The organism is Saccharopolyspora spinosa NRRL 18395 (assembly GCF_000194155.1).
GTDB lineage: Bacteria > Actinomycetota > Actinomycetes > Mycobacteriales > Pseudonocardiaceae > Saccharopolyspora > Saccharopolyspora spinosa.
In genome coordinates this window covers 727,348-744,295 of the sequence record NZ_GL877878.1, presented here as the reverse complement: position 1 = coordinate 744,295, position 16,948 = coordinate 727,348, and the positions used below count along the sequence as shown (strand labels likewise).

Annotated in this window: 15 protein-coding genes and 1 pseudogene; 10 read left to right on the top strand and 6 right to left on the bottom strand. The window is 69.0% G+C overall.

Annotated elements, in window-relative coordinates; translation table 11 throughout:
- Window positions 1–73 precede the first annotated feature (73 nt).
- The gene (locus SSPN_RS42310) at window positions 74–1,078 is read left to right on the top strand and encodes a hypothetical protein (protein ID WP_010307114.1); all 1,005 of its coding nucleotides are present in this window, start codon (window positions 74–76) and stop codon (window positions 1,076–1,078) included.
- On the opposite strand, the gene SSPN_RS0103690 is transcribed toward SSPN_RS42310, so the two are convergent.
- A complete protein-coding gene (locus tag SSPN_RS0103690; protein WP_029534941.1) occupies window positions 1,073–3,154 on the bottom strand; it encodes a tetratricopeptide repeat protein in 2,082 nt (693 codons plus the stop codon). The two genes, SSPN_RS42310 and SSPN_RS0103690, sit on opposite strands and share 6 nt — an antisense overlap.
- Before the next feature lie 103 nt (window positions 3,155–3,257).
- On the opposite strand from SSPN_RS0103690, the gene SSPN_RS0103685 reads away from it, so the two are divergent.
- A complete protein-coding gene (locus SSPN_RS0103685) occupies window positions 3,258–4,118 on the top strand; it encodes an SAM-dependent methyltransferase (protein ID WP_010307109.1) in 861 nt (286 codons plus the stop codon).
- Window position 4,119: 1 nt separating this feature from the next.
- Here the strand turns inward: SSPN_RS0103685 and SSPN_RS0103680 are convergent, their stop codons facing one another.
- The 4 genes from SSPN_RS0103680 to SSPN_RS56395 all read right to left on the bottom strand — a co-directional run bounded on the left by SSPN_RS0103680 (window position 4,120) and on the right by SSPN_RS56395 (window position 8,000).
- Complete coding sequence (locus SSPN_RS0103680; protein WP_010307105.1) at window positions 4,120–4,785, bottom strand: DUF1349 domain-containing protein; 666 nt, start codon at window positions 4,783–4,785, stop codon at window positions 4,120–4,122.
- Entirely contained in the window at window positions 4,754–5,167 is a 414-nt protein-coding gene (locus tag SSPN_RS0103675; protein WP_010307100.1) for a universal stress protein, read from the bottom strand. Before SSPN_RS0103675 ends, SSPN_RS0103680 begins: the two co-directional genes overlap by 32 nt.
- Before the next feature lie 100 nt (window positions 5,168–5,267).
- On the bottom strand, window positions 5,268–7,796 hold the full coding sequence (locus SSPN_RS0103670; RefSeq protein ID WP_010307096.1) for a DEAD/DEAH box helicase: 2,529 nt from the start codon (window positions 7,794–7,796) through the stop codon (window positions 5,268–5,270).
- A gap of 60 nt (window positions 7,797–7,856) precedes the next feature.
- On the bottom strand, window positions 7,857–8,000 hold the full coding sequence (locus tag SSPN_RS56395) for a hypothetical protein (RefSeq protein WP_010307092.1): 144 nt from the start codon (window positions 7,998–8,000) through the stop codon (window positions 7,857–7,859).
- 36 nt (window positions 8,001–8,036) lie between these two features.
- Between SSPN_RS56395 and SSPN_RS0103660 the strand changes: the two genes are divergently transcribed.
- The 7 genes and pseudogenes from SSPN_RS0103660 to SSPN_RS0103630 all read left to right on the top strand — a co-directional run bounded on the left by SSPN_RS0103660 (window position 8,037) and on the right by SSPN_RS0103630 (window position 14,506).
- Complete coding sequence (locus SSPN_RS0103660; protein ID WP_010307089.1) at window positions 8,037–8,237, top strand: hypothetical protein; 201 nt, start codon at window positions 8,037–8,039, stop codon at window positions 8,235–8,237.
- Between the two features lie 67 nt (window positions 8,238–8,304).
- Window positions 8,305–8,565 (top strand): type II toxin-antitoxin system Phd/YefM family antitoxin, encoded by a 261-nt coding sequence (locus SSPN_RS0103655; RefSeq protein ID WP_010307086.1) that lies wholly within the window; start codon window positions 8,305–8,307, stop codon window positions 8,563–8,565.
- Window positions 8,562–8,822 (top strand): type II toxin-antitoxin system RelE family toxin, encoded by a 261-nt coding sequence (locus tag SSPN_RS0103650; protein WP_010307083.1) that lies wholly within the window; start codon window positions 8,562–8,564, stop codon window positions 8,820–8,822. The genes SSPN_RS0103655 and SSPN_RS0103650 overlap by 4 nt, the downstream gene beginning before the upstream one ends.
- 138 nt (window positions 8,823–8,960) lie before the next feature.
- Window positions 8,961–10,898, top strand: a complete 1,938-nt coding sequence (locus SSPN_RS0103645) for a methylmalonyl-CoA mutase subunit beta (protein ID WP_237710439.1) — start codon at window positions 8,961–8,963, stop codon at window positions 10,896–10,898.
- Window positions 10,895–13,136, top strand: a pseudogene (gene scpA, locus SSPN_RS42305) (methylmalonyl-CoA mutase). Before SSPN_RS0103645 ends, scpA begins: the two are co-directional and overlap by 4 nt.
- 2 nt (window positions 13,137–13,138) lie before the next feature.
- Window positions 13,139–14,125 (top strand): methylmalonyl Co-A mutase-associated GTPase MeaB, encoded by a 987-nt coding sequence (gene meaB / locus SSPN_RS0103635; protein ID WP_010307060.1) that lies wholly within the window; start codon window positions 13,139–13,141, stop codon window positions 14,123–14,125.
- A gap of 24 nt (window positions 14,126–14,149) precedes the next feature.
- On the top strand, window positions 14,150–14,506 hold the full coding sequence (locus SSPN_RS0103630) for a GntR family transcriptional regulator (protein ID WP_010307057.1): 357 nt from the start codon (window positions 14,150–14,152) through the stop codon (window positions 14,504–14,506).
- A gap of 281 nt (window positions 14,507–14,787) precedes the next feature.
- Here SSPN_RS0103630 and SSPN_RS42300 read toward each other — a convergent pair whose 3' ends face one another.
- Window positions 14,788–16,038, bottom strand: coding sequence for a helix-turn-helix transcriptional regulator (locus SSPN_RS42300; RefSeq protein WP_010307054.1), 1,251 nt, complete (start codon window positions 16,036–16,038; stop codon window positions 14,788–14,790).
- Window positions 16,039–16,420: 382 nt separating this feature from the next.
- Between SSPN_RS42300 and SSPN_RS0103620 the strand changes: the two genes are divergently transcribed.
- The gene (locus tag SSPN_RS0103620; RefSeq protein WP_010307050.1) at window positions 16,421–16,621 is read left to right on the top strand and encodes a hypothetical protein; all 201 of its coding nucleotides are present in this window, start codon (window positions 16,421–16,423) and stop codon (window positions 16,619–16,621) included.
- Window positions 16,622–16,948 lie beyond the last annotated feature (327 nt).

Genomic DNA, 16,948 nt, shown 5'->3' with positions numbered 1-16,948 from the left:
TCTGAAACAGACCCTAGGTGCGGACGGCGACCAGACCGTCATCGCCGTCAGCTCGACGCATCGGAGGAATTCGTTGTTCGGCGAGGTTTCCGAGCTGTACGAGCGGTTGCTGGCCGAACTGCCGGTCGACGACTTCCGCGTGGTGGCGATCCTGCACCCGCACATCTGGTACGAGCACGGCCCGCACCAGGTGCACCGCTGGCTGGCGCCGCACCAGCGTTCCGGCCTGATGGCCGTGCCTCCGGAGCACGGTTGGCGCGCCGCACTGGTCGCCGCCGATCTGCTCATCGGCGACCACGGCTCGGTGACCGCGTACGGCGCGGCGCTGGGTCTGCCCACGTCGCTGGCGGCGTTCCCGGAATCCGCGGTCGCCCCCGGCTCGGCGGTCGCGCTGCTCGGATCGCATGCGCCCCGGCTGGACCTGACCCAGCCGATCCTGCCGCAGCTGCGGAAAACCGTGGCCGAGCACACCCCGGAGAGGTCCGCCGCCCTGCATCAGATGATCACCTCACACCCGGGCGAGGCGGCGGAGCACCTGCGGACGTTGTGCTATTCGATGCTCGGCTTGGCGGAACCGCGCACCGAACCAAGCGTGCCACCCGACACGGCGCGAGGACTCCCGGACGGAGACTGGCCGTGGCGGCCAACTGCCATGCACGTCACCGGAAAGGTCCACGGCGGATGCGAGATCTCGTTGGACCGGCATCCCGCGGAAATGATTCCGGCCGGGCGAATTCCGGAGCGGAGCCACCTGGTGGTGGCAGCGGACCACCCCGGTCGACGACTTCGCGCCGTCGCCGACGTGCTCGTGCTGACCGACGCCGAGCGCTTGGGGCGCCACGCCGAAACCTGGCTCGGGGAAGCCATTTCGTCCCATCGGGGCCTGCAACTCGCCGCTGCGGTGTGCGGCGACTCGTGCATCGTCCGGACCCGAAGCGGCGACCAAGCACGCCTCAGCGGAACCGACGACCCGGCGCTCTACGCCTCCGCGGTGTTCGAGTGGCTGGCGACCGGACGCGTGCTCGCCGATCTCTCCGCTGGCCTCACCGTCAACGGCCGACCGGTCGCGGTGTCATGACTCGCGCGCCAGCAGCGCCTGAGCACGCCGATTGCCCAGCACGGTGAGGATTTCCGCCGCCTCTCGGCGCTGATCCGCCGCCGCCTGCACGTCCCCGCTGCGGGCGCTGAGCTCGGCCAACAGCTCCAGTGCCTCGGCCTGGTCGGCCGCCATCCGCGCCGCGCGGCACAGTTCGAGGGCCTTGCGACCCCACCGCAGTGCCGCCGCCAGGTCGTTGCGCTGCAAGTGGGCTTCGGCCAGCGACAGCGCCACCTTCGCGCTGTTGGCCTGCTCCCCGAGCCCGACGAAGAAATCGAACGCCTCCGCCAACCGCGGCAGCGCCTCCGGTGCCCGCCCGGCGCGGGTCAACACCCGCCCCGAGTGCATGAGGTAGAGCGCCAGCGGGCGGGGCCGCCGGTCTGTTGCGAAGTGCTTCTCCACGATGCCACGGGACCGTTCGAAGCAGCGCAAGGCCTCGTCGAACTCGGCGCGCCGTTCGTGGATGAGACCGAGCCATTCGATAGCGCTCTGCTGCCCCCAATCGTCGCCGTTCGCCTCGGCGATGTCGTACGAGAGCTCGAATTGTTCTTGTGCCGCGCGGTATTCCCGCACCGCGTAGTACGCCGAACCGGAGTGCGAATGCATGCGCACCAGCGCCCGGGGATCGCCCAGACGCTCGGCCGCCGCGATACCGAGCGGAAGGATCTCGATCAGATCGACGAAGTAGTTGCGATCGGTGTAGTAGCTGAACAGGCTCTCGCACAGCTGCCAGGCGCGGTCAGCCAGCCCGACTTCGACCGCGATGCCCACCAACGCCGACAGCGTCTCGCGTTCCGCCTCCAGCTCGTCCAACGCCCGCTCCGACGCGCGCTCCCCCTCATGCGCCGGAAAGACCTTCTCGTACCGCGCACTGAGCCGCCGCCGCTTCGACAGCACGACATCCCGCGCCATCACGAAGTCGTGATAGTGCTCGACGGTCCGGCGCAACGCCGACCGCGAATCGTCGCCCGCGGACAGCTTGGCCTTCGCATGCTGCCGCACCAGCGCATGGATGCTGTACCGACCGAGACCGACCGGAACCACGAGGTGGGCGCGGGACAGGGCCCGCAGCAGATCCTCGGTGTCGGCGACCGAATGGCCGAGCAGCGCGGCAGCAGCGTCCAGGGAGAACTCCGTCGCGGGATGGCATCCCAGCATCCGGTAGGCGTGCTGCTGATCCGCCGACAACGCCTGGTAACCGAACTCGAAGGCACCGTCGAAGGGCCGTTCCCCGTCCACCTCCAGGCGGCGCAGCAGATCCGGCGCAATTCTGTCCACATAGGACGATATCGACGACCGGCCGGGCAGCTGCGCGGCCGCCACCTGCAACGCCATCGGATGCCGGCCGCACGCACTGCTCAGCTTCCGCAGCGCGGCCTCTTCCGCCTCCGCACCGTCGCCGAGCGAACCCGCCAGCAGCGCGATCGCCGCATCCTCCTCGAACGGCGCCAGCCGCATCGGTACGACGCCGCCGCCCAGGAACGTGAGCTCGCGGCGGCTGGTGACGAGCACCGCGCTGGTCGGTGACGACGGCAGCAACGCCCGGACCTGCGCGGCACTCGCGGCGTCGTCGAGGATCACCAGGATCCGGCGGTGCGCGGTGATCTCGCAGAACGCATCGCCGCGCTCCTCCTCCGTCGCTGGCAGCGCCGCGCCGGTCAGCCCGAGCCGCCCGAGGAACCTGCCCAGCACCTCGCCCGGGGACCGAGTCTCGGCGGGGTTGGATCCGTGCAGCTCACCGAAGAAAATCCCGCCCGAGAACTCGTCGCGCATCCGGTGCGCCCAGCGCAGCGCCGTCAACGACTTGCCGATGCCCATCATGCCGCTGAGGACCACGACCAGTGGGTTTCCGGCGCGCTCCGCGTTGCGCCACAGCCGATCCAGTTCGGCGAGTTCCGCGGTCCGGTTGGTGAAGCCGAAGTGGGTGGGGTCCTTTCTGAGCATGTCTGGGCACACCGGCTCCGAGTGGCCGCCCAGGTTCATCACGACGTGCTCGGCGCGTCCGACCTGAAGCAGGTTTCCCACCGGAGCGTTGTTGGCGTTGTGCCACTCGTCCATCCCGACCCCCACCGGCGCTGTCGATCACTCCCGCGCGACGATACCGGGTGGACCATCAGAGCGTGACAGCTTCGGCACTCGCTGCCAACGGAGAGGGGACACCGTGCCGGCCAACGAGGAGTGGGACATTTCGTCGGGTGTCGGGATCACCGCGTTGATGGTCGCCGCCACCCGAGCACTGGAAACCGAACGCGCCGACCGGCTGATCGACGACCCGTACGCGGCGGTGCTGGCGAGGGCCGCCGGGCCCGCGGTGCCCACGAAGGCCACGGACTTCGCCGCTGCCTGGCAGGACACGATCGACTACATCGGCCTGCGCTCCCGCCTTTTCGACGAGTGGTTCGAGCAGTCCTGCGCCGCAGGCGTGCGACAAGGAGTCATCCTGGCCGCGGGCCTGGACACCAGGGCGTTCCGGCTGCCGTGGCCGCCCGGGTTCCGGCTGTTCGAGATCGACCAGCCGAAGGTGTTGGCCTACAAGGACGAAGTCCTCGCCGACCACGGCGCCCGGCCCGGCTGCGATCGCCACGCGGTCGCGGTGGACCTGCGCGACGACTGGCCCCGCGCGCTCCGGGAAACCGGTTTCGACCCGAGCCGCCCCACGTCCTGGCTGGCGGAGGGACTCCTGCCCTACCTGCCCGCGGCGGTGGACATGCGCCTACTGGAGGCCGTCCACGAGCTGTCCGTGCCGGGTAGCCGGGTCGCGATCGAGAACCTCACCGCGAAGCGGACGGTGCTGCTGGACGACGACTTCTCGCAGGGGTCGGAGAAATGGGGCGTCGACCTGAACGCGCTGTTCAGCCCCGAAGCCCGGCCGGATCCGGAGGACCGGCTCGCCGGGTTCGGCTGGCGCGTTCGGCGCGAATCGATCGGCGACGCATCAGCCCGGCTGGGCCGCGAACTCACCGCCGCCAGCCGAGGCCTCACCCGGGCCGGAAACCTCCTCACCGCCGAACTGCCGAGCTGACTCAGCCCTCCACGAGGGACAGTTCGGCGAAGCGGATCGGGAACCCCGCCCCGTCCGGGGAGGCGCACATCGGCCCGGCCTCGGCCGGGACCTCCGGCGGGAAGTACGCCACCCGAAGCAGCGTCTTGGGCTCGTCGCCGTCGGCGGCGTAGCGGATCGTGGCGGTGTCGCCGGCCCGCTCCAGTTGGAGGGTGATCGACTCGACCGGGCCGCACACCGCCTCCAGCGGCACCACGTTCCAGTCCGAGACCTCGCGGGTCACCACCGCGCTGAGCAGCTGCTCGCCGTCGACGAGCTCGATGCCCGCCTTGATCCAGTTCTGCTCGTCCAGCCGCAGCAGCAGCCCGGCCTGGTCGTACTGCTCCCGGTAGTCGCCGAAGAACCGGGTCGTCAACGTGAACCGCGGCCCCACCGGGCGCAGCAGCGCATGCCCGCTGTCGCGCACGAAGCCGTAGTGGGTCGTCCGCCAGAAATCCGTGCCGGAGTCGGCGGTCATCGTCAATCCCCCGTAGGACAACCAGTTCACCGGTTGGTTGAGCCACCGCCAACCGTCGAGCCCGAACAGCGTGATGTCCTCGGCCTGCTGCATGCCCACCTGTTTCCACTTGTCCGGCGTGCCCGCCGGTCCGGCTTCGTCAGCGGACGACGACGACCGGGCAGGCCGCATGGTGCACCAGCTTCAGCGCCACCGACCCGACCAGCATGCCGGTGAAGGCGCCGTGCCCCTTGTTGCCCACCACCAGCAGATCGGCCTGCTTGGACAGCCCGACCAACTCGTCGACCACGTGCCCCCGGATGAGCCGGGATCGCAGGTCCACGGCGGGAAAATCCGCCTTGACCGCCGTCATGGCGGCTTCCAGCGCCTCGCGCGCCCGCTGCTCCAGCTCGCTGTCCGGGGTCGGCAGACGATATCCGAACTGGACCGGCTGGTGCCAGACCATGATCGCGTGCGCGATGCCGCCGACCTCGCTGATCTGGTTCGCCGCCCAGCGCAGCGCCCGCACCGACTCCTTCGACCCGTCCACCCCGACTGCGATGGTTTGCGGCATGCCCGGCTCCCTACGGCGACGTTTGGGTGATCTCGCCGGGGATGCTAGGGCAGCGCCATCCGCGTCGCCACCGCCGGAACGGTCGCTTCGCGGAGGCCCGTCAGAGCTGGTTGACGTCGGTGATCCGGATGACCACGGTGCCCGCCTCGTCGGAGGCGGCGAGGTCGACCTCGGCGCTGATGCCCCAGTCGCGGTCCTCGGCCGGGTCGGCGAAGATCTGCCGGACCAGCCAGCGCTCCGGCTCCTCGGTGATCATCAGCAGCGCCGGGCCGCGCGCGTCCGGGCCGGTGCCGATCTCCTCGTGCTGCTCGAAGTACTCCTCCAGCGCATCCTCCCACGCGTCGGCGTCCCAGCCGCCTTCCGCGTCCAGCGCGCCGAGCTCGTCGTAGCGCCGCCGCGCCGCCAGCTCCACGCGGCGGAACAACGCGTTGCGCACCTGCACCCGGAAGGCCCGCTTGTTCAGCGTGATCCGCTCCGGGCCCTCGTCCACCGCCACGGCCGTCGGCTCCGCGCCCGGGTGGCGCAGCTTCTCCCATTCGTCGAGCAGGCTGGAGTCGACCTGCCGGACCAGTTCGCCGAGCCACTCGATGATGTCGGTGAGCTCCTCGGTCTTGGCGTCGTCGGGCACCGTGTGCCGCAGCGCCTTGTAGACGTCGGCCAGGTAGCGCAGCACCAGCCCCTCGGAGCGGGCCAGCCCGTAGAAGTTGACGAACTCGACGAAGTTCATCGCCCGCTCGAACATGTCGCGGGCCACCGACTTCGGCGACAGCTCGTGCTCGCCGACCCACGGATGCCCCTTGCGGTAGGTCTCGTAGGCGGCATCCAGCAGTTCGGCCAGTGGCTTGGGGTGGGTGATCTCCTCCAGCAGCTCCATCCGCTGGTCGTACTCGATGCCGTCGGCCTTCATCTGCGAGACGGCCTCGCCACGGGCCTTGAACTGCTGCTGCGACAGCACCTGCCGCGGATCGTCCAAAATGGACTCGATGACGGACAGCACGTCCAGCGGGTAACTCGGCGACCCGGAATCCAGCAGCTCGATGGCGGCCAGCGCGAACGGCGAGAGCGGTTGGTTGAGCGCGAAGTCGAACTGCAGGTCCACGGTCAGCCGCACCCGGCGGCCCTGCTCGCCGGGCTCGTCGAGCTGCTCGACCACCCCGGCGGCCAGCAGCGCGCGGTAGATCGCGATGGCGCGCAGGATGTGACGGCGCTGCGTCGGCCGGTCCTCGTGGTTGTCGGTGAGCAGGTGGCGCATCGCGGAGAACGCATCGCCGTGCCGACCGTTGGCGGACCGGTTGATGACGTTGAGCAGCATCGCGTGGTTGACGGTGAAGCTGGACCGCAGCGGCTCCGGCTCGGCGGACTCCAGCTTCTCGAAGGTCTTCTCGCTCCAGGACACGAAGCCCTCGGGCGCCTTCTTGCGCACCAGCTTGCGCTTCTTCTTCGGGTCGTCGCCGGCCTTGGCCAGCGCCCGCTCGTTCTCGATCTCGTGCTCGGGCGCCTGCACCACCACGTAACCTGCGGTGTCGTACCCGGCGCGGCCGGCGCGACCGGCGATCTGGTGGAACTCCCGCGCCTTCAGGTGCCGGGTGCGAACACCGTCGTACTTGGTCAGCCCGGTGATCAGCACGGTGCGGATCGGCACGTTGATGCCCACCCCGAGGGTGTCGGTGCCGCAGATGACCTTGAGCAGCCCGGCCTGCGCGAGCTGCTCCACCAGCCGCCGGTACTTCGGCAGCATCCCGGCGTGGTGCACCCCGATGCCGTGCCGCACCAGCCGCGACAGGGTCTTGCCGAACCCGGCGGTGAAGCGGAAGTCGCCGATCGCCTCGGCGATCTCGTCACGCTGCTCGCGGGTGGCGACCTTGACGCTCATCAACGCCTGCGCCTGCTCCAGCGCCGAAGCCTGGTTGAAGTACACGACGTACACCGGGGCCTGCTGGCCGGCCAGCAGCTCCTCGATCGTCTCGTGCAGCGGCGTCTTGGCGTAGCGGAAGGTCAGCGGGATCGGCCGCTCCGCCGAGGTGACCACGGCAGTCTCCCGGCCAGTGCGCCGGGCCAGGTCCTCCTGGAAGAACTTGACGTCGCCGAGCGTCGCCGACATCAGCACGAACTGGGTGCGCGGCAGCTCCAGCAGCGGCACCTGCCACGCCCAGCCGCGGTCGGGCTCGGAGTAGAAGTGGAACTCGTCCATCACGACCTGGTCCACGTCGGCGCGGTCCCCGTCGCGCAGCGCGATGTTGGCCAGGATCTCCGCCGTGCAGCAGATGATCGGGGCGTCGCCGTTGACGCTGCTGTCGCCGGTCATCATGCCGACGTTCTCGGCACCGAAGGTTTCCACCAGCGAGAAGAACTTCTCCGACACGAGCGCCTTGATCGGTGCGGTGTAGAAGCTGCGCTTGCCAGCGGCCAGCGCGGTGAAGTGCGCCCCAGTGGCCACCAGGCTCTTGCCGGAGCCGGTCGGCGTGCTCAGGATCAGGTTCGCCCCGGTCACGACCTCCATCAGCGCTTCTTCCTGCGCCGGGTAGAGCTCGATGCCCTGGTCGGTGGTCCAGGACACGAACGCGTCGAGCACCGCGTCGGAGTCCGGGGAGTCGGTCGAGAGGGCTGGGAGCTGGTCGGTGAGCTTCATCGTGCCCCCATCGTCCCTGCTCAACTCCGGCCGAATGGACCCGGGGTGGCCGATGCTGGGTCAGGTGGTGAAGGCACACACCTGGATCACCGCCCGATCCGGATCGGAGCGGTAGACCGCGATCTCGCACAGCGGCAAGAACGCGAACATCGGCCACGTCTTCGTGGGCACGCCGAGTTGCACGCTGGTGTTGGGCGCCGTCAATCGGGGACCATGTGCACGTGCGGGAGGAGGGATGTCATGACGAGCCGGAACGTGCGCTTCGTCGGCGGGCCGCTGGACGGCCGGATCCAGGATCTCCGCGACTCCGAGGCGGTCGCGGGACGACTGCTGAGGCACATCCACCTGCACGACGGCCCGAAGATCGAGACCCACTACGAGCTCCGCTACACCCCGGAATCCGGCTGGGTCTACCACCTCTGCGGCCGCTCGCAGCAATAACAGACGGTGATCGATCGACCACTTGTACAGACTGTACAATTCGTGCATTTGCGTCGAAGCTGTACACATGGACGACAGCGCCGCCATTGAAGTCAATGTCTCGTCTGCCCGCGCCAACCTGCCGAAATACATCGAGCTGGCGAGCGAGGGCCAGTACGTCTACCTGACCCATCGAGGCAAGCGGGTTGCCGCACTCGTAGCAGCGGACGTCGCCGGGCACTGGGAAGCCGAAGAAGACGCGCACTGGGCGCGTCGCGTCGCCCAAGCAGAGGAGTCCGGCACGGTTGCCTGGGAAGCTGCGATCGTCGCGTTGGAGCGGGATCGGTGACCTACCAAATCGAGATCACCCGCGACGCCCTGAAAACCCTGGCCAAACTTGACAAGCCGATTCGGCGACGGCTGCAGATCGCGATCGATCAGCTCGCCGGCGATCCACGCCCCGCCGGAGCCATCGCACTCAAGGGAGTCGCCGGCTATCTGCGGATCCGAGTCGCCGACTACCGGGTGATCTACCGCGCCGAAGACGGACGTCTCGTCGTCGCGGTAGTCGCGGTCGGCCACGGCCGCGAGATTAACGAGCGCTGACAACCGCCCCTCGCACCGGCGTTGCGCAAGGGCCAGGTGACCGGCGAAGAGCTCACCGAACCGGCAGAGTCCCACCGCAGAGCGGGGCTAAGTGAATCGCCGCTAGGTCGATCAAGCGTTGTGAGTTCCAGATCACAGATGGTTCCAGAACTGGCCACTCGGCTTACCATCACGTTCATGGTGGCGCACTCGACGAGCGGCGGCGGGCCGGACCTTTCCGCGGCCGGGCCCGTGGACCGCGAGCAGTGGCGGGCTCAGGTCAAGAAAGTGCTGCAGCGGTCCGGACTGATCGGCGAGCAGGGCCCCGCCGGACCGGTGGAGGACGTACTGGCCTCGACGACCTACGACGGCATAGTCGTGCACCCGCTGTACACCGAAGGCCCGCTGGAGGCGGGCGCGCCGGGGCTGGTGCCGTTCGTGCGCGGCAGCCGCCCGCAGGGCAGCGTCGCCGAAGGCTGGGACGTGCGGCAGCGGCACGAGAACCCGGACCCCGCCGAGACGAACCGCGAGATCCTGGCGGACCTCTACAACGGGGTGTCGTCGCTGTGGCTGCGGCTCGGAACCGGCGGGCTGGCGGTCGACGACCTCGCCGACGCGCTCACCGGCGTGCACCTGGACATGATCGGCATGACCCTCGACGCGGGCGCTGATTTCGGTGCAGCGGCGGACGCCTTCCTGGCGTTGGCAGCCGAGCAGGACCTGCCCGGCGCCGCGCTGCGCGGCAACCTAGGCGCCGACCCGCTGGGCGTGCAGGCCAGGACCGGCCGCCCCGGCGACCGGGAGGCCGCGGTGTCGCTCGCCCGCCGCTGCGCTGCGGAGTTCACGGAGCTGAAGGCGCTGGTCGTGGACGGGTTGCCGTACCACGACGCGGGCGGTTCCGACGCGCAGGAGCTCGGCTGCTCGCTCGCGGTCGCCACGACCTACCTGCGTTGGCTGACCGAGGCCGGGATTGACGTCGACACCGCCGCCGGGCTGCTGGAGTTCCGCTTCGCCACCACCGCCGACCAGTTCCTGAGCATCGCCAAGCTGCGCGCCGCGCGGCGCCTGTGGGAACAGGTGACCCGGTCCAGCGGCGCGTCGGAGCCGGCGCGGGCACAGGTGCAGCACGCCGTGACGTCGGCGGCCATGCTGACCAGGCGCGACCCGTGGGTGAACATGCTGCGCACCACGATCGCCACGTTCGCCGCCGGGGTAGGCGGCGCGCAGGCGGTGACCGCGCTGCCGTTCGACGCCGCGATCGGCCTGCCGGACGACTTCGCCCGCCGCATCGCGCGCAACACCCAGGCGCTGCTGCTGGAGGAGTCGCACCTGGCGCAGGTGATCGACCCGGCGGGCGGGTCCTGGTACGTCGAGTCGCTGACCGAGGAGCTGGCGCAGGTCGCCTGGCGGTGGTTCCAGGAGATCGAAGCGGCAGGCGGGCTGCCCGCCGCGCTGGAGTCCGGCCTGGTCGCCGACCGGCTCGCGGCCACCTGGGAAGAGCGCCGCGCCGCGATCACGCACCGCGAGGACGCGATCACCGGCGTCAGCGAATTCCCGAACCTGGACGAGCCGCCGCTGGAGCGGGAACCCACGCCGGAACAGCCTTCCGGCGGCCTTCCGGTGCACCACTACGCAGAAGACTTCGAGCGGCTGCGCGACGCCGCCGACGCGCATCTGGAAGCCACCGGCCAACGCCCTGCGGTGTTCCTCGCAACGCTCGGCTCGCTCGCCGCGCACAACGCGCGAGCCTCGTTCGCGCGGAACCTGTTCGCAGCGGGCGGTATCGAATGCACGGACGCCGGTGCGACCGAATCCGCAGAGGACGTTCTCAAGGCCTACACCGGAGCGCCGGTGGTGTGCCTCTGCGCCAGCGACAAGGTTTACGCCGAACGCGCCGCGGACACCGCTGCGGCGCTCAAGCAGGCCGGGGCGAAGCACGTGCTGCTGGCCGGAAAGCCGAGCGATCCGGCACCGGAAGGCGTCGACGGGTTCGCCTTCGCCGGATGCGATGCGCTGGCCGTCCTGACCGGCGTCCAGAAGCTGTTGCACATCAGGCCCGATACGCCCATCAGGCCCGATACGGGAGTGGGACGATGACGCAGATCCCGAACTTCGCCGACATCCCGCTGGACAGCGCCGATGTCCACGGGCCGCCCGCCGCCGCCCCCGAGCGGTGGCAGCAGGAGCTGCTGTCCGCCACCGGCAAGGACTCCGACGCCCTGGTCTGGGAAGCACCGGAGGGCATCGGGATCAAGCCGCTCTACACCTCGGCCGACGTCGCGGGGCTCGACTTCCCGCACACCTACCCGGGTTTGGCACCGTTCCTGCGCGGACCGTACCCGACGATGTACGTCAACCAGCCGTGGACGGTGCGGCAGTACGCCGGGTTCTCCACCGCCGAGGAGTCCAACGCCTTCTACCGCCGCAACCTGGCCGCCGGCCAGAAGGGCCTGTCGGTGGCGTTCGACCTCGCCACCCACCGCGGCTACGACTCCGACCACCCGCGCGTGGCCGGTGACGTCGGCATGGCCGGGGTGGCCATCGACTCGATCTTCGACATGCGGCAGCTCTTCGACGGCATCCCGCTGGACAAGATGAGCGTGTCGATGACCATGAACGGCGCGGTGCTCCCGGTGATGGCGCTCTACATCGTCGCCGCCGAGGAGCAGGGTGTCGCGCCGGAGAAGCTGACGGGGACCATCCAGAACGACATCCTCAAGGAGTTCATGGTCCGCAACACCTACATCTACCCGCCGCAGCCGTCGATGCGGATCATCTCCGACATCTTCGCCTACACCTCGCAGCGGATGCCGAAGTTCAACTCCATCTCGATCTCCGGCTACCACATCCAGGAGGCCGGGGCGACCGCCGACCTGGAGCTGGCCTACACCCTGGCCGACGGCGTCGAATACCTGCGCGCCGGGCGGCAGGCCGGGCTGGACATCGACGCCTTCGCGCCCCGGCTGTCCTTCTTCTGGGGCATCGGGATGAACTTCGCGATGGAGGTCGCAAAACTGCGCGCGGCCCGGCTGCTGTGGTCGAAGCTGGTGGCGACCTTCGAGCCGCAGAACCCGAAATCGCTGTCGCTGCGCACCCATTCGCAAACCTCCGGCTGGTCGCTGACCGCCCAGGACGTCTACAACAACGTGGTGCGTACCTGCGTCGAGGCGATGGCCGCCACCCAGGGGCACACGCAGTCGCTGCACACCAACGCGCTCGACGAAGCTCTGGCGCTGCCCACCGACTTCTCCGCGCGCATCGCCCGCAACACGCAGCTGGTGCTGCAGCAGGAATCCGGCACCACCGCAGCAGGAATCCGGCACCACGCGGGTGATCGACCCGTGGGGCGGCAGCTACTACCTGGAGCGCCTCACCGCGGACCTCGCCGAACGCGCCTGGGCGCACATCACCGAGGTCGAGGACGCCGGGGGCATGGCCCAGGCCATCGACGCCGGAATCCCCAAGCTGCGCATCGAGGAGGCCGCGGCCCGCACCCAGGCCCGCATCGACTCCGGCCGGCAGCCGCTGATCGGCGTCAACAAGTACCGCTACGACGGCGACGAGCAGATCGACGTGCTGAAGGTCGACAACGCCGGGGTCCGCGCGCAGCAGCTCGAGAAACTGCGGCGGCTGCGGGAAGAACGCGACAGCGAGTCCTGCGGGGACGCGCTGCGCCGGCTCACCGCCGCGGCCGAGGCGTCGATGTCGGACCAGCGGCCCGACGACCTGGCGCACAACATGCTGGCGCTGGCCGTGGACGCGGCGCGGGAGAAGGCGACCGTCGGGGAGATCTCCGATGCGTTGGAGAAGGTGTTCGGCCGCCACTCCGGGCAGATCCGTACGATCACGGGCGTGTACCGGGACGAGTCGGGGCCGTCGGAGCAGCTGGAGGCGGCCCGCCAGCAGGTGGCGGACTTCGCCGAGGCGGAGGGCCGCCGCCCGCGCATCCTGGTCGCGAAGATGGGGCAGGACGGCCACGACCGCGGTCAGAAGGTGATCGCGACCGCGTTCGCCGACCTCGGCTTCGACGTGGACGTGGGCCCGCTGTTCCAGACCCCGGCCGAGGTGGCCCGCCAGGCCGCCGAGTCCGACGTGCACATCGTCGGCGTCTCCAGCCTCGCCGCCGGGCACCTCACCCTGGTGCCCGCGCTACGCGAAGAGCTGCGGGAACTGGGCCGCGACGACATCATGATCGTCGTCGGCGGGGTCATCCCGCCAGCCGACTTCGACGCCCTCCGGCAGGCCGGTGCCAGCGCGATCTTCCCGCCGGGCACGGTGATCGCCGACGCCGCGCTGGGCCTGCTCGCCGAACTCCGCACCCAACTCGAACACTGATCATGCCGCGAACGATCGACGTCCAAGACTACGCCAAGGGCGTGCTCGCCGGTTCCCGCACCAAGCTGGCGCAGGCGATCACGCTGGTCGAGTCGACCCGCAAGGACCACCGGGCGCTGGCCCAGGAGCTGCTCGTCGAGCTGCTGCCGCACAGCGGCGGCGCGCACCGGGTCGGCATCACCGGCGTGCCCGGCGTCGGCAAGTCGACGTTCATCGAGTCGCTGGGCTCGATGCTGACCGCGGCGGGACACCGCGTCGCGGTGCTGGCGGTCGACCCGTCCTCGACGCGAAGCGGCGGCAGCATCCTCGGCGACAAGACCCGGATGGGCCGGCTGGCCAGCGACCCGGCGGCGTTCGTGCGGCCGTCGCCGTCTGCGGGCACGCTCGGCGGCGTCGCCCGCGCGACGCGCGAAACGATCGTGCTGATGGAGGCGGCCGGTTACGACGTCGTACTGGTCGAAACGGTCGGCGTCGGCCAGTCCGAGGTGACCGTGGCGGGCATGGTGGACTGCTTCCTGCTGCTCACCCTGGCCCGCACCGGCGACCAGCTGCAGGGCATCAAGAAGGGCGTGCTGGAGCTGGCGGACGTCATCGCCGTCAACAAAGCCGACGGCGATCACGCCGCCGAAGCCCGCAAGGCCGCCCGCGAACTCCGCAGCGCCCTGCGGCTGCTCACCCCGGTCAGCGCGACCTGGACGCCGCCGGTGCTGACCTGCAGCGGCCTGCAGGGGCTCGGCCTGGACACGTTGTGGGAGCAGATCGAGCAGCACCGGGCGGCGCTGGCCGAGACCGGCGAGCTCGCGGAGAAGCGCAGCCGCCAGCAGGTCGAGTGGACCTGGGCGCTGGTCCGCGACCAGCTGATGTCGGAACTCACCCACCACCCCGGGGTGCGCGCGATCGTCGGCGAGGTGGAAACCCAGGTGCGGGCGGGGGAACTCACCGCCAGCCTCGCGGCGGAACGGCTGCTCGACGCCTTCCGGAAATCCTGAACGCAACCTCGACCCAGGAGAGTCATGCGGATCAGCGTTGACCCGAACTCCGACGTGCCGCCCTTCGAACAGGTGCGGTCGACCCTCGCCGAGCAGATCAACAGCGGCGAACTGCCGGTGGGCAGCAAACTCCCGACGGTCCGGGCGCTGGCGGCGGACCTGGGCATCGCGGCGAACACGGCGGCGAAGGCCTACCGGGAGCTGGAACAGGCGGGTTTGCTCGAAACCCGCGGCCGCGCAGGCACTTTCGTCAGCGACGCGGGAAATCAAGCAGCGGCCCGAGCAGCCGAAGCAGCAGCGACCTACGCCCAGATCACCCACGCCCTAGGCATCCCGGCCGACGAAGCCCTAGCGATCGTCCGGGCCGCCCTGAAAGCGTGATCTTTGACGAGCAAAGGGCACCTTTGGGAGCGTATGCGTCGCGCAGGGTGAAGCCGGGATCTTTGTGACCCAGGTACTCGCGAGCTCCACGCTAAAAGCGTCTACACTAGACAACCACTAAAAATCGACTAAACAGCCAAGATGCAACCGCTTAAAGGATGAATCCGGCACCGCGGACCGACAAATGCGAACGGCCGGTCGGGAGCGTTTGCCCACCGACCGGCCGTTCAGAACAACGCCCAGCAAACATGCCGCCAGATCTTGAGTGCCCCGGTTGCCAATCAGGGTTCCAGGGCGAGTGGTGCCCGCACAGTGGTTAGTGCGTCTTGCCACCGCGTCACGATTGGCTCATGGCGGTGTGGCCGCAGCTCGGTGTCTAGATCAGCGGCCACCGTCAGCAGCGACGGAAGACACTTGCGAGGGTCACCAAACGCATCCAAACCGCGACTGACTGCGGCGTCGAGTTCGCCATTACGGGCCGCGACTGTGCCGAGCGTCAACAGCGCCTCACTTCGCCGCATTGGGGAGCGAATCGTGCCGTCCGGACGTTCGCAGTAGTCGATCACTCGGTCGGCGTACTCGGTGGCCGCCTCCCGCATGTCCAACATGCGGTACACATCGACGGCGTAGAAGTCCGCTTTGGCAGGGTCGACCACGAAGTGGTGTTCAGGATCCGCAGGGCTAGGCAAGTGCGTCAGAGTTGCCCGGCCCCGTGCCATTGCAGCTTCGGCACCGGCGCGATCTCCCATTAACGCGAGGGCGCGCGCTTGCTGAGCAGCAAGTTGGACGCTCACGCACGAAGTTCTGTCGATTTCCTGTCCTGCTGCCGCGTAGTCGGCAGCATCGGCCGGTCGACTAGAAGTCAGCGCCATCCACGCCGCGATCTCGTATGACCAACCAATCAGTTCGGCATGACCGGTCTCCCGCCCAAGCTCCGCCGTTGCCTCGCGCCAGGTCTCAGCCCCGAACGAGTCGCCAATGTCGTAGGTAAGACACGCGACCAGCGCTGACAACCATCCAGCCTGCACGAGTGTTTCGCGGTGCTGAGTCAGTGTGAGGCGACGTTCAGTCATGGCGAGTGTCCGGTCTAGCCAGCGGCGAGACTCGGCGAGCAAGTCACCAGCGCTACGCACCGGATAGTCCCGACACAGCCGATCCACCCTCCGAGCAAGCATCGTCAGCGTCGCGTCGGACGCATCCGAACGGGTGAGCCGGACAACCAATTCGAACGCATCGACAACGTCCGATTCCCCAATGTCAGAGCCATTTGTGAGATTTAACCCGCTCGCGGCGATCAATCCTGGCGTCGGCGTGGAAAACCCCAACTCGTCGGGAGTGGTCTCAAAAACTACCGCCAGGACTCGCTGCGCAGGCGGCGACGGATCGTCGCCCCCTTCCCAACGGCTCACCGTGCGCTCGGTGACGCTCAGGGTCTCGTTCAATACTCGCCGGGACAGCAGCTCGACCTGGTCGGCGAGGTCCCGCTGACGCCAGCGGCGCGCTGTGCGGAACTCGCGGAGTCTGTTTCCCACGTGCCCAGTCTCCCCACGTCCACTCGGCGTGTCACCCCACTGACGCCAGACGCCGCCCGGACATCTGCCAGACGACCACAGACCGCTAGCCGGTGACCTTTTGTAATCAGCCGATTACAGGAGATCGTTCGATCATGTCGTCATTCATTCCCAGCTTCGGGCCGGCGGTTAAGCGCTATGGCCACCCCGGTTTCGACGTGGGTCGACTGGACGGGAGTACGCCACGCCCGTTCACACTCCGACGCCTACACCACGCGCTGCGGACGCATGATCGCCATTCCCGACGCCGGTACCACGACCGCCGGGAACTGCTGGCAGTGCTGGCCACCCTCCGAACTCGCCTTCCCGCCGACACCAACCCAACCGCGATTGTGAGGCCACAATGCCGCGCCGAACTTTCACGCCCGAGCACATCACCGAATGGCGATGCTCCGCCGAACGCTGCCTATACACCGACCCGGACGCCAAAGTCGTCGGCCAGCACGAACGTGATGCCCACGGCCCGACCTGGCTGGCCGCAGACGAAAACCCGGACCAGGAGGCTACCGACCAGGAGACCGCCCAGGCGGTGACCGCCCAGTGAGCAACGACGAATACAGCCACGTCTACGGCCTCGACGAATCCGGAAAGCGAAGCGCGCTCTGCGGAACCGGACCGGGACCCGCCGCAAAATACCGGGAGCTGGTCAGCCTCAACAGCGTCAGCCACTGGATCCAAAGCGGAGCAACCAAGGCACTCTGCGGCGTTCCCTTGACCAGCCTCCACCCACGGGATCCAAGCCGCCAGGAGCCCTCGCCCTGTTCGTTCTGCCCAGGCGAACTCGCCCGACAACTCAGAAACGCATCCGCCCGATGACCACGACCACGACCACACGCGCCGGACTCCGCAAACCCACACCCGGCAGACACCG